This is a genomic window from Acidovorax sp. BL-A-41-H1 (assembly GCF_051942715.1).
The window spans coordinates 99,310-112,640 of the sequence record NZ_JBPVJQ010000008.1 but is presented as its reverse complement, the minus strand read 5'-3'; the positions used below and the strand labels follow the sequence as shown (position 1 = coordinate 112,640).

Here is a 13,331-nt window from a genome sequence, read left to right as displayed (position 1 = left end):
CCCTTACTCAGCTGGCTTGGCTGCCGGTTTGCGGGCCCGGCTGCGGGGGCGGGCAGCGGGTGCCTTGGCGGGCGTGGTGCCTTCTGCCTCTGCGGCAGAGGCCTCGGGCGCAGCGGCGGGCGACTCGGCGTTGGCCGCATCGCCGGCATCCACCCCAGCACGCGCTCCGCGTGCACGGGGCGTGGCCGCCTTGCGGGAGCTGGCGCCCGACTTTGCGCTGTCTCCACTGCGAGCGCGGCTGCGGCGAGGGGTGGCAGCTTCGGAGCCATCAGCCTCGATGGACGCACCACCTACCGGCGTGTTCTCACCCTCTTCCACTTCGGAGCGCAGCTCTTTTTGCGGTGTGGTGGTGGCGCCGATCTCCGGCTCTGGCGGCACCGCTTCAGGAGCCACAGGCTGGCTGAAGTAACGGCTGGCCGGGCGCTCGGAGGGGGCATCGGCCTGCTCGGACTCAGCGTGTTCGTTGCGTTGCGTGGGGCGCGTGTCTGCACGGTCAGCGCCCTCACCACGACGCCCCTGGCTGCGGCCCGGCGCGCCCTGCCCTTCGCTGCTGTCAGAGCGCAGATCAGGTGCCGTCGCCACCGCATGAAAGTCATGCCGCGTGGCGCCGCCCTGGCTGGCGCGCTCATGGGTACGCTCTCCAGTACCTTCAGGCCGTGCGGGCGCGGATGGGGCGCTCGACCCACCATGGCTGCGGTACACATACGCTCCCGACTTTTCATCGCGCCCAAACTCCAGCAACCCACGCGCCTGCGCCTCTTCCAGCAGGTTGCCGAAGGTGCGGAAGCCGTAACGCCCCTCGCTGAAATCGGGCTTGCGGCGCTTGATGGCCTCCTTGAGCACCGAGGCCCAGATCTTGCCGGTGTCGCCGCGCTCGGACAGCAGGGCCTCGAAGGTCTCGGCCGCCAGCTCCACGCCCTGGGCGCGGCGTGCGTCCTGGCTTTCCTTGCGGCTGCGCTCCTCCTCGGGGCTGCGGCGGGGTGCGGGTGGCGGGTTGCTGCCCGGGCTCTGGCGGCGGGCCTGGGCGCGCTGGTTTTCGCGCACCAGGTCGTCATAGAAGATGAACTCGTCGCAGTTGGCGATCAGCAGGTCGGACGTGGACTGCTTCACGCCCACGCCGATCACCTGCTTGTTGTTCTCGCGCAGCTTGGACACCAGCGGGGAGAAGTCCGAGTCGCCGCTGATGATGACGAAGGTGTTGACGTGCGACTTGGTGTAGCAGAGGTCCAGCGCGTCCACCACCAGGCGGATGTCGGCCGAATTTTTGCCCGACTGCCGTACATGCGGGATTTCGATCAGCTCGAAGTTCGCCTCGTGCATGGTGGCCTTGAAGCCCTTGTAGCGCTCCCAGTCGCAATAGGCCTTCTTGACCACGATGGAGCCCTTGAGCAGCAGGCGCTCCAGAATGGGCTTGATGTCGAACTTTTCGTACTGCGCATCGCGCACGCCCAGGGCGACGTTTTCAAAGTCGCAGAACAGAGCCATGCTGATGCTGTCGGAGGGGGATGCCATATCGTGTGTGAGTTCCGTTCAATGCTGCGGATCATCACACGGAACGCATTGCCCCCTCCGAAGGGAGTGGCCTCAGGTGGGTTTGGCCAAGCCCAATTTCTCTACCAGCGCCTTCTCGCGGGTGAAGGTGTCCTGCGCAAACTTCTTGTACGCCGACGTGCTCATGTACATGGGCACCATGTCGTAGCGGGCCAGTGCGGTCTTGTAGCTGTCCTGCTCCATGGCCTGCTTGAACGCATCGTGCAGGCGCTTGACCACTGCATCGGGCGTGCCCTTGGGTGCGCCGATGCCAAAGGGCGAGTTCTGCACCAGATTCAGGCCCAGCTCCTTGAGCGTGGGCGCGTCGGGGAACTTGGCCAGGCGCTCGGCGCCCCAGGTGTTGAGCACGCGCAGCTTGCCGGCTTCGACCTGCGGTGCAAAACCGGTGGAGTCGGCAGCCGCCATGATCTGCCCGCCCAGGATGGATTGCATGAGGTCAGCGCTGCCCTTGTAGGGAACGTGCAGCAGCTCCAGGCCCAGCTGCTGGGCGATGAGCTCCATGGTCAGGTGCGGGCTGGTCATGGTGCCGGTGGAGCCGTAGCTGAGCTTGCCGGGGTTGGCCTTGGCCCAGGCCACGAAGTGCGTCCAGGTCTTGAGTGGCGAGTCGGCGGGCACCACCAGGCCAAACGCGTAGCCAGTGACATTCAGCACGTAGCTGATGTCTTTGACCGGGTCCCAGTTGATCTTGGTGGTGTAAGGGAGGCGGAACACGCCCAGCGGAATCTGCGCGACGGTGTAACCGTCAGCAGGCGACGTCTGCAGCGCCTGGGCAGGCAAGGTGCCGCCCGCGCCGGGCTTGTTTTCCACAATCACGGTCTGCCCGAGGATCTTGCTGGCGTTGTCAGCCAGCGCGCGCATGGTGATGTCGGTGGGGCCGCCGGCCGGGAAGGCGATGACCAGCTTGATGGGTTTGTTGGGAAAGCTCTGGGCCTGTGCCAGGAATGCGGGGGCAGCCAGGCTGGCGGCTCCCCATTGGATGATCTGGCGACGTTGCATGGCGGGGCTCCTGAAAAGCAAAAACAAAGACTTCGCCATTGAACTGCAGCCCTTGCTGCGAGGGCATGCGGAAACCCCCTAGCCCATGTCGCCAAGGCGCCACCGGGATGGTCACGCCTTGTAGGTCGAGAGCAGGATGCTGGTCTCGGTGTTGGCAATGCCCGGCGTGAGGCGGATGCGGCCCAGGGCTGCGTCAAATGCTTCCAGGCTCTCGGCGCGCACCTCGGCCACGATGTCCCAGCGGCCGTTGGTGGTGTGCAGCGTGCCCACCGTGGGCTCGCCGCGCAGAGCGCGGATCACGGCGGGGGCGGCATTGCCTTCGACCGCAATGCTCATCCAGGCGCGGATGCGCTGGGGTTCGGAATCGGGCCGCAGGCGCACGGTGTAGCCGGTGATGACGCCGCTCTCCTCCATCTTGTGCAGCCGGTTCTGCACCGTGCCGCGCGACACGCGCAGCTTTTGCGCCAACGTGGCCACGGGGGTGCGCGCGTCGGCACGCAGGATGCTGATGATTTCGCGGTCGGTGTCGTCGAGTTTGGTCATGGTGGGTCTTGCAACTGTCAGATCGGCAATTTTCAGCGCATTTTGAACAATCATGATGCTATTGAATAGCATGAGCTGTTCAGAAAATGGTGCCTTCTTTGCTGGGGTTGCGGGCGAAAACTTGAACTACTAGTGTGGTGTCTCAGAAGTAATTGGAATTATTTCCGCGAGTGTTGATCCCAGGAGTTTCCTTGGAGGAGACTACGCCGATGGCCCACACTGGACGCCCCGCCACGAAGCTGCAGATCACCGATGCCGAGCGCCAAGAGCTCCAGGCGCGCTTGCGCGTACGCAAGGCGCCAGCAGACGAGAAGCTGCGCATGCGAATTGTGCTGGGCTGCGCGGATGGAGAGTCGGGCGCTGTGATTGCCCCGCGCTTGGGAACGACGGTGCAAACCGTCTCCAAGTGGCGGCGGCGCTACCAGGCGTACCGCCTGGCGGGTTTGACCGATGCACCGCGCACGGGCCGCCCCCGCAGTGTGGGAGATGAGCGGGTTCAGCACATCGTGGACAAGGTTCGTCACAGCAGGCCTACCAACGCCACGCACTGGAGCGTGCGCCAGATGAGCCGAGAGGCGGGCGTATCACCGGCGACGGTGCAACGCATCTGGCATGCGTTTGGTCTGAAGCCGCATTTGCAGGAGACCTTCAAGCTGTCCACTGATCCTCATTTCGTGGACAAGGTGCGCGATGTGGTGGGGCTGTATATGGCACCACCTGATCGCGCCTTGGTGCTGTGCGTAGACGAGAAGAGCCAGATCCAGGCCCTGGATCGCACCCAGCCAGGGTTGCCACTGACGTTTGGCAAACCCAGCACGCGCACGCACGACTACAAGCGTCACAGCACAACGTCGCTGTTCGCAGCGCTGGATGTGGCCACTGGCAAAGTCATCGGACAGCTCAAGCGCCGTCACCGCAGCCTGGAATTCCTGCAGTTCCTCAAAGCCATTGATGCACAGGTGCCGGGCGACCAAGACATCCACCTGATCATGGACAACTACGGCACGCACAAGACGCAGGCCGTGCGGGCGTGGCTAGCAGCCCATCCCCGCTATCACGTTCACTTCACGCCAACTTCCGCGTCCTGGCTCAATCTGGTCGAGCGCTTCTTCAGCCAGCTCAGCGAGCAGTGGATCAAGCGCAGCGCCCACACCAGTGTCGCTCAGCTGGAGCAAGCCATCCAGGCATACATCGACCGTCACAACGAAGACCCCAAGCCGTTCGTGTGGCGCAAAAGCGCCGACACCATCCTGGCCTCTGTCGCTCGCGCTGCTGGTTCGATTATTTGATACTTATTTCTGAGACGCCACACTAGTTCAGCCGAGGCGATTCACCCGCTCGATGTCCCCAAGGTCTGCTCGCCGGACAACGCGGCGTGCTAGGGCTTCTTCGGTAGGCTGAAGAATGAGCTGTTCTATCCTCGGGACTGGAAGAGCGTCACGATCGAACAGTTCATTGAAGTGGTCGACTCGTACATCCGTTGGTACAACGAGAAGCGGATCAAGATCTCTCTTGGCTCTTTCAGCCCCATCGAATACCGGGTGAGCCTTGGACTTGCGGCATAAAACCAGTCCGAGTTTTCTTCCGCCCCCGAGTGGTAAAGGCCCGCCTGTCGCCTTACCGGCCCGCGAGGATCGCCCGCGCCACTTCGGCAAACCCCGCGCCCCGTTCGCCCTGCGTCACATAACGCGGCAGGTGTGTGAGCTGCGGCACAAACCGCGCGATGTTGGCTACGCCCACGCTGTGCGGAAAATGCTTGAACATGAGCTGGTCGTTTGTAGAGTCGCCCACGTAGACCCACCGGTCGATCTCTGCATCAAGGTCACGCCCGAACAGCTCGCGTACGATCCATCGTGCCCCCTCCAGCTTGTTGTGCGTGCCATACCAGCCATTGATGTGAATGCTGCTCACTGTGGCGTTCATTCCGGCCGCTTGCATCAACGCTACGCAACGGTCGATGTCAGTCTGAGGCATTTGGGTGAACTCGCTGTGGTCGATGGCGATATCGCACTCGCGGCCTCCAGAGTCGGTGGCGCGAGACGCGCCTGGGACTCGACGTTCGATCTGCTTCAGCACTTCTTGCATGCGGACGAAGTTGGCTGTGCGAGTAGCCGCATCTTGCTGGTGGAGCTTCTTAAGAGCGCCCTCGGGTCGCTGGACCAGTGCAACAGCACCGTTCTCCGCCACGATGGCGTCAACGGGCCATGCCAATGCGAAAGGCTCGCTCCAACCGACGGGGCGGCCTGTGATAGGGATGACACGCAGATCATGGTTCGAGAGGTCATGGAGAGCTCTCAAGGCCTCTTCTGTTATGGAGCCTTCCGTCGTCAGCGTATCGTCGATGTCTGTGAGAACGCCGACTATGCCGGAGCGTTTAGGCCATGAGGAAAGTGGTTGCATTGCTACTGTGCCGCGAACTCAATGATGGCTCTATAGAAGCGGTCAGAGCCGTCTGCCGTATTGTCTGGCCTGAGTTCCATGCGATTGACCCCTTGTTCCGGTCCTTTGAAGCGCGCAGGAACCACGGAAAAGTAGTATGGGCTGATAAAGCGCGCCCCTGCTTTCAAATGGGATTGCATGGCCGCGAGGTGTACGCCTTCGCGTTTCCATTGCTGCGGGTTGAATTCAGGCACGCCATAACCCCTGATTCCACGCTGAGCCATGAAGTCGCGCAGCCATGCACTGTCGGTCGCTCCGCCGTACATGTTCAACCCATGGTTCCACGGAGCGTTTCCTTCCAGCGTTTTGCCCACTGCAAATAGCTGCGGATTCCATGAAGAGTTGACGTTCGGCACGATTTGGTGTGAGAACAACTTGCTGGCAGGAAGTCCTGCCTTAAGGGCCTGCTCGCGAAAATATTTCAAGAACTGAAAAACCTGAAATTCCCTGAACAGGTTCCACTCACGCGCCAAAGGGTTGTAGTACACATCCTGAAGTGGTCTCGGCTGATCCAGCCACGAACGAACACCCGATAGGGTAGCGGCAGCCTTGAGTGAGGCAATCTTTTTGGGCTTTGCAGACGGTGGCGCTGCTTGGTCACGAGCGACCACTACAAATTCGACCTCTGCTACTTGGTACGGAGTGCCTTGCGATTTCGCGATGACCTGAGCTATGTGTCTGCCGGGTTTGATACGGGTGAAGTCGAGGTCATATCGGAAACCCGTGCTCGGTGTGGTGATGGACGCTTCTGCTCGGTACACATCCAATCTGTTGAATCCGTAAGCTATCGGGCCGACGTATTCGCTATCGACGTGCAACTCCAACTGCTGGATTTTTTGCAAAGGATCCCAAAGCCACCCCGCGATAGGCAGCGTGCCATCTGCGAATGCATCGTAGTGTTCTCCAAAGCTGCCTAGTTTTTCCTTACGTATGTCTTTCGAAGGGGCGGGTACCTCCTCGAACTTGGCGTAAGTCGACCCCATAGTGGCGTTCAAACTATCTACGCTCTTGTACTTCGCAGCGAGCCACTTGCGAAAGTCAGTGATGGATGATGGACTGTAGTCTGTGACTTGAATGCCTTGATAAGCACCCATTCCGTTTTCGAAATCGGGAAACATCTGATGCAGTTCCCCCGCCAACGTGTAGGCTACTACTCGGTCCTGCACGGACTTCGGCAGCGCTTTGATTTTCTCGGCTACATAGCCGAGCGCTTGGAATCGGTAATGATTGACGGGGATTGCAGGGTTGGTGGACAACGTGTACGGCTTGATTTGGTAGCCAAAGTAATTCAGCTCCAGAGGCTTTCCATCGCGTAGTTGCAGCATGTTCTGCGAATCCTTGCTCAACTCTTCGGAAATAGGACCGAGAGAGTCAAAATGGTCGGCAGCAAGGTACACAACAACGGGACGCTGAACTTTGCGCAAGATGCTTAGAAAATCATCTACTCGGGTCGGATCGATCTCCCAGCCACGCGGCGTCTTCTGATACAACGCGAGCAATTGCAGCGTGGCTGTGTAGCCGACCTGAACGGCCCCTTTTGGTCCACCCGGCTCCAATGTGTTTAGCAGGCGATTGACGGCACTCGCCCCATCCAGTTTCGATTTACGGCACAACGCGTAGGCGTCGGCAAGTGATGTGATGCTTTTGTTCGACGCGGCTTCGTCACACAGATGGATGCCTTCCACAATCGGTGCGATGACGAGCGGCTCCTTTCGTAGTTCCTGGCCCGCAGACTCAGCGACTGCTGTAAAGCCTGACAGGGCTGCGATCAGAAGAATGGCGGCACGTTTACAGGGATTATACCGGTATACGCCTGTTCGGAATTCACGAAAAAAAAACATGGGATTGGCTGAGCCTGGACGTAAGGTCGCTACGGAGATGTGGAGCCGAGGGCTCCTTGTACTGAGGCTTCTAGGGCTTGACTTACTGGTTCGGTCGGCACATTACTGACGTCATAGTGCAAGAAAGCAATAAGAAATTGAATGCCGATAAGTATTGGTAGGGCGGCTAGCATAACGGTCCCACTGGTAGCTGGATAACTGGAGTGCGTACTGTTGAGCCAGTGAACGGTTCCGAACACTGTTCCAGAAACGAGGAGAAGAGATCCGAAAAGACTGTAGAGAGTCCCAATGTTGAAGTCTCGAATCAGATAGTTGTAGAAATATCGTCTCCAAAGTCTCGACAAATGTTTGCGCAGAAACTCAGGAAGTACTTTGCTTATCTTTAGATTAGATTCTTCATCGGCATAGACGGAATCCATCGGGACGTCCTTAACAACCGCTCGGACAGTATTCAATCGAAAGAGCATGTCCGTCTCAAAAAAGTAGCGACGCTCAAGTTTGTCCAAGGGTAGTTCTGCCAAAACGCAAGTGCGGACGGCCGTATAGCCGTTGGTGGGGTCCATGACGTTCCAATACCCGCAACTAAGCTTGGTGAGGAATGACAGCACAGCGTTTCCGAACAGCCTTATTGGAGGCATCCCTTGAACTGACTCAGGGCGGTAGAAACGATTCCCCTTGGAGTAATCCGCTTGGCCTCGTTGCAAAGGCCTTACGAACAAGGGGAGCAATCGCGGGTCCATTTGTCCGTCGCCATCAATTTTGACAACGATATCGAAGCCTTCCGACATGGCGGCTTGATATCCCGTCACGACCGCCCCTCCCACGCCTCGGTTTTCGGGGTTATAGAGCACGCGTACACGTGGATCATGGTTGTGTTGTTCGACGAAGCGGCCGCTACCCTCCGGACAGGCGTCGTCGACCGCATAAATTCTTTCGACTTCAGGTCCTATGTCGGCAATTACGCCCAGAACATGTTGAGTGACTTTGTAGCAGGGGATCACGACAGCAATACGCACGGGGTGGACCTTTCAGGATGCTTGGGCGGCGACGGCGATGCCTGCAAGTATCAAACCGCCTCCAACAAGGGTAGCCCAGCGAATGGGTTCGCCTAAGAACAGCCAGCCAAGCGTTGGGACGATGAGAAACGCGAGTCCCATGAAGGGATATGCCAAGTGCAAGGGGGCATGCCTCAGCACCCAGATCCATGCTAGCGTAGTGGCTCCGTATAAAGCCAATGCAGTTATGAGCCAACCGTTGAAAACCCAATGCTGCCATGTGGCAACTTCGGGAATGGTTAGTGCCGCTTTTTTGAAAAGCATCTGCCCCAGAGATATCCCGAGGACACAAACGATGGTGATGCATGCGAGGACTGGAGTCATTTTCTAGGGCTGTTTATATTGGTTAGATCTACTGCGGCTCGTTCAGCCGGTAAGAATTTATCGCTCTGCCGTGGTGGATGTACTGGTACGCAGCCTCCGCAAGCGTGGACCGGAGCAGTTCCGCACTTTCCCAAATCACATAGGTTCCTTTTGGGCAGTGGAACGTGAGTGTCAGTTCCCCTGGGCCCGCTGGACGCAACTCTGCATTTCCGGAAATTGCATATGTTTGCGGCACTCCATTTGCTTTCAGTTGGAGTGCCGCATCCGGTCGATACCACTCCTGCAATGTGTAAGCGTTGGAAAGGCTCAAGGTAGCCTTGCGGCAGTCACCATCCTGAGTCAGCGGCTCATCCGGCGGTTCTATGGCAAAACGAAAGCGCCATATCGCATCCAGCGTGTGGTCTGGGCTCAGCGCAGGGACATCAGAAGGGTGTAGCGGAATATGCAATTGAAACGGAGTTTCCTCAATTCGCCAGCGCAGTCCGTCGGTGTTACTACCACGTTGCGCTCGCGCGGCTCCCATGGATTTGCTGTCTAAAATTACTTCCGTTGGACCTGGGCGGTAAGGGTCCATGGCCCAATTTTCATTTTCCAATGAGTATTTTGTGAGGGCTAGGGGTAATGCAATAAGCGCTGCAGCCAATCCGATCCGTGAAATAAACCACTGCCAAGTAAATTTGTCGTCTCCTCCACCGAGAGATTTTTCAGATCTACTCAGTAATATGGCGACACTCTGTCCCGCCAAAAGTATGAGCCACGGCTCCATAAAGAAGAGGTTGTAGCGACCGTTGTATAGAACAGGTGTGAGCTGCAGCGCCATGGAGAGCGCGCCGGTCAGCAATAGCGCGAAGACAACGAGCGTTCGTGGCGTTTGGCCGCATGTGGCGATCCATTGGCTACTTGTTCCACTTCGAATTTTGCGCAGAGCCCGACCGCAAAGGAGGAAGGCCGCTGCACTGATCACTATCCATTCGAAAGTACGCAACGTACGCAACTTGGGTGTTATCCGAAGTTCTGGGGTGCTGTAAAGAAGCCAGGATTTCAGCTTGAACGCAAAGAATTTTAAATTGTCGCTCAAGGAGGTATTTTCGATGATGTTGATGGCAACACGTCGATTGATTGAGTCGGAAAGTTGTTTGAGAGGGTTGCCCAGCGTCTCCGGCGCAACCGCGCGGGGTGTATGGCCAGCGTCATAACTGAACCCTGAGAAAACTGGTTCGAGCCCCATTTTGAAAGGACTGACACCGTAGTAGAGCCCCGTACCTGCGCCGGTGGAGATACCCCAAAACCCAAAGCACACACCGTTTTTCAGTACGATGGTCCCTGGCAACAGCAAGGCTGCCAGTAATGCTACGCATAGGTGTTTGTTGATGACGTCTCGTACGCTCTGTATGGAGATCGTTTGGTGCGTAGTCTTTCGGAGACACCAGCACGCAGCAGTGACCAGTATCAATGCACATACGGCGAAAAATTGCAGCACGGGGCGAGCCAACAAGGTGATTGTAAGTCCCGTTCCACCCCAAAACAGCCAAAAGAAACGTCGATGGTTACCAGTTATGTACTCGATGCTTGACGTTATCCAGAGCATCAATCCAAACAGGAAAATTGATTCCGTGAGGACTTGCGGAATGTAGCGGCGAAACTCCGGGTAGTACGCTAACAGCGCAGTGGAAACGATCCCGGCCCACATCCCGCCTAAGCGGGTGGCGCTGCGCCACATGAGCACAATGCACGCAAGAAATAGCACGCAGTTCACGAGTTGGATGGTGGCCACATCGGCCCCCCACAAGGCTGGCCATATATAGCCTAAAGGTGCGACATGCAGGCTCGATGGATCTTTCGTCAGGAAACCCCATGGATCGTCCATCAACAGCCGAGCGTTAGGGAGATACACCCAACGAGCATCTCCGTTCAGAGGCGCATCAGGTGCTGGAAAGAAGCGAATAAGTTGCTTGACGGCGACCAACAGTGTCCACGCAAGCCAGATCAAAGGGGCATGCTGAATTATGTGTAGCGAAGATGGGATGGAAAAGTACTTTGGCATCAGTCAACGAGTGCGTATGGCGAACCAAAACACGCCTCCATACTGCCCCTGTTCTTTGAGGTAAGGGCTGCCTCGCAGCAACTTGGCGTCAGGCTCCAAAGCTGCTAAGCGTTGCGCTCCGGTCTGGGTGAAGTCAAAACGCTGAGGGTCAATCTTGATATCAACAGAGTCCAATTGATTTGTTCGAACTTCGAATGTGCGTTCGCCTGGAAGCGCGCCGAGTTCAATGCCCAAATGCTGGTAACGGTTAACGGTATTCCATTCCGCGGCAGGCAGGCCCAATCCTTCCCAGAAACTACGCTGTGGGTAATAGAGAACACCATTGATAGTAGGGACTCCTACCGCTGCAAATGTCATTGGCCCTACTCCCCAACCACCAATGACGAGTGTGCGAAGGGGTTTTGAGGTTGGCGGGTCTATAGCCATTGGCATAGCACCAGAACTTAGATTGACCGACCTTGGAGCTCGTGACACCGGGTTGAACGCAATAGTTGAAATCACGTTCAATATGAGGATCATGCAAACCGCTGTGCGCACTTTTCCACGCATCATCCACCACGAAACGAAAAAACCAGCGAGCACTAGCGACCACAAAAACGGTGGACTATTATTGGCAAAGAGCTCCTTTGGAAAAAATTGCAATCCAATAAAAACCAGCAGTGCACTACCGCAAGCAATAGCGAAGTCCATACAGGTGCGGATGCCCGATACACGCACTGTCGGCGAGTCCGGCCGGGCGTTGGGCGTGAGGATTGCGAGAAGCGCTGTGCACGCTAATCCGATCGCTAAATCTAGGCGGCCAGACGGTACACGGCTCCAGAACGTCGCTTCTGCGAGCCACAAAGGAATGCCGAGGAAGCGAAAAACCGTCCATGCTGCAGCGAAAGCGAGGCAGGCGAACAACGCCCAGCGGGCGTTGATTGAACGCCTGCAGTAGATCAGCGCTAAGACGAGGAGGGGAAGTGGAAACAGTAGGTAAGAGCCGATTTCACTCTGGTTGGAATGAGGGCCTGCCCCAAAGGTCAGTGTCTCCGGGTTGGTGTAGCCGCGTAGTGCCCACAGCCAACTGATCTCACCCCCCTGCAGGGCTTTCCGTGCGCCGGGATAGGCAGTGGACCGAATTTTCTCGACTGCATCCGCTGTATCTATCCACCAACTTCCTAAGAGTGTGGCAACTACCAGTAAAGCAACGCTGAAACTGAGCCATTGGGCTTTGCGAAACTGTAATTCTTGTCGATGGTCCAGCAGCCAGCCGATAGCCAATAGCACAAAAAAAGTGCCCACCGTAATCTGCCATGGTGGGTACAGGACCAATACCCATCCAGCCCCAAGCACGCCCGTGACCGCGCCCAGGACAAGTGCTTTTGCCAAGGATTTGTTCCTAAGTGCTGACGCAGTAGTAACGAATAGCGCCAATGGGAAAAGCGCTGCGTAGAGTGGCCAATGAGACCAGCCTGCAGCATAGGGAGCGGTACAAAACGCAGTGGAAAGTGCGAGGTTGAAGCCATAGTTCCCAGGGCGTAGCAAGTTGAGCGCTTGCCATAGAAAAAAAAGACAGGCGAAGATAGGAAACTGCCAATGCCAGCTCAATGCTTGTCGCAGCGGCAGCAGAAAATAGCCCCAAGTTGCTGGACGCGCCAATGCAGCCGGCTGGCTGATTGGTACGCCGGTCATACCCACCACCCCCATATTCTGGCCTTCGATACCGATATTGGAGTTGACTATCGGGAAGCGCGGCGAATGGTTCCATTGAGCGAGCGTGTTTGCGGCAAGGACGCCCCATTCGTCTGAACGTATATCGCGCAACTTGAATAGTCTTGCGTCGCTCCCGTTGAATTCCATCACGCCCAAGCCGAATGGACCCTGCGGGCCTTTGCGCAGAAGTTGAAGCGAGCTTCCGGTGATGCCAAAGGCAACCAAGAGTACGAAGACGGTGCCAATAGCAATTCCCGTTCTCTGCGGGTGCCGGCCAACCCAGTGCTCCAATCCTTTTCCCCATCGGCGAAGTGGTGGAGCGTACGAAAGTGCTATCGCAGCGAGTACGAGCGCCAAGAGGATCCAGTGTCGGCTCTGCGGTTTGTCCACCTGAACTCGCGGCGTTTCGCCACCCCAGGCTGGAAGTTTGATGGCGCGGCCCTGGTCAAAGATCGCACTGACCTCGACGAGATGCGTGCCACTTGGCAATGACCCTTGCAGGGGGATGTCCGTCGAAAAACCGGTCATTGCACCTGGAACGCCAAGCGCTGCTTGCACGTCTTTTCTCTCGGATAACGACAGGATCTCTACTTCGTAGTGGCGGCCGTGGATGAAAACCTGTAACTTCTCGGGCGCACGCCGAGTGACTGAATCCCAACCCCAGCCCTCAATGTGCAATTGGTTGAGCGAACGGTCATAGCGCGTAGCGTCAATTGTTCCTTGAAATTCGTGACCGGCCTTGTCACTTGCGACCGCCAAACCACAAATCGATAGAAAACAGAAGAACAACGGAATGAGATACCGGAGGGCGAAAAGACTCCTTTCGTGCACGATACGTCGCAT

General features: G+C 57.5%; 9 protein-coding genes and 1 pseudogene. 2 read left to right on the top strand and 8 right to left on the bottom strand.

Annotation, left to right across the window (positions count from 1 at the left end; all coding sequences use genetic code 11):
- Positions 1-3 precede the first annotated feature (3 nt).
- The 3 genes from ACTPOI_RS22725 to ACTPOI_RS22715 all read right to left on the bottom strand — a co-directional run bounded on the left by ACTPOI_RS22725 (position 4) and on the right by ACTPOI_RS22715 (position 3,090).
- Positions 4-1,512 carry an NYN domain-containing protein gene (locus ACTPOI_RS22725; RefSeq protein ID WP_440113125.1) on the bottom strand — a complete coding sequence of 503 codons (1,509 nt, stop codon included), beginning with the start codon at positions 1,510-1,512 and terminating at the stop codon, positions 4-6.
- Positions 1,513-1,584: 72 nt separating this feature from the next.
- On the bottom strand, positions 1,585-2,547 hold the full coding sequence (locus tag ACTPOI_RS22720; RefSeq protein WP_252661117.1) for a Bug family tripartite tricarboxylate transporter substrate binding protein: 963 nt from the start codon (positions 2,545-2,547) through the stop codon (positions 1,585-1,587).
- Positions 2,548-2,658: 111 nt separating this feature from the next.
- A complete protein-coding gene (locus ACTPOI_RS22715) occupies positions 2,659-3,090 on the bottom strand; it encodes an Lrp/AsnC family transcriptional regulator (protein WP_015015737.1) in 432 nt (143 codons plus the stop codon).
- A 209-nt stretch (positions 3,091-3,299) separates the two neighbouring features.
- Between ACTPOI_RS22715 and ACTPOI_RS22710 the strand changes: the two genes are divergently transcribed.
- Entirely contained in the window at positions 3,300-4,379 is a 1,080-nt protein-coding gene (locus tag ACTPOI_RS22710) for an IS630 family transposase (RefSeq protein ID WP_440113121.1), read from the top strand.
- A gap of 60 nt (positions 4,380-4,439) precedes the next feature.
- Positions 4,440-4,655, top strand: a pseudogene (locus ACTPOI_RS22705) (IS3 family transposase); the annotation flags it as partial.
- A gap of 52 nt (positions 4,656-4,707) precedes the next feature.
- Here the strand turns inward: ACTPOI_RS22705 and ACTPOI_RS22700 are convergent.
- The 5 genes from ACTPOI_RS22700 to ACTPOI_RS22680 form a co-directional block, all read right to left on the bottom strand.
- Entirely contained in the window at positions 4,708-5,490 is a 783-nt protein-coding gene (locus ACTPOI_RS22700; protein ID WP_440113118.1) for an HAD-IIB family hydrolase, read from the bottom strand.
- Between the two features lie 2 nt (positions 5,491-5,492).
- Positions 5,493-7,370, bottom strand: a complete 1,878-nt coding sequence (locus ACTPOI_RS22695) for a beta-galactosidase (protein ID WP_440113115.1) — start codon at positions 7,368-7,370, stop codon at positions 5,493-5,495.
- 29 nt (positions 7,371-7,399) lie between these two features.
- The gene (locus ACTPOI_RS22690; RefSeq protein WP_440113112.1) at positions 7,400-8,386 is read right to left on the bottom strand and encodes a glycosyltransferase family 2 protein; all 987 of its coding nucleotides are present in this window, start codon (positions 8,384-8,386) and stop codon (positions 7,400-7,402) included.
- Positions 8,387-8,777: 391 nt separating this feature from the next.
- Positions 8,778-10,793, bottom strand: a complete 2,016-nt coding sequence (locus ACTPOI_RS22685; protein ID WP_440113109.1) for a hypothetical protein — start codon at positions 10,791-10,793, stop codon at positions 8,778-8,780.
- A gap of 3 nt (positions 10,794-10,796) precedes the next feature.
- Positions 10,797-13,331, bottom strand: a complete 2,535-nt coding sequence (locus ACTPOI_RS22680) for a DUF7657 domain-containing protein (protein ID WP_440113106.1) — start codon at positions 13,329-13,331, stop codon at positions 10,797-10,799.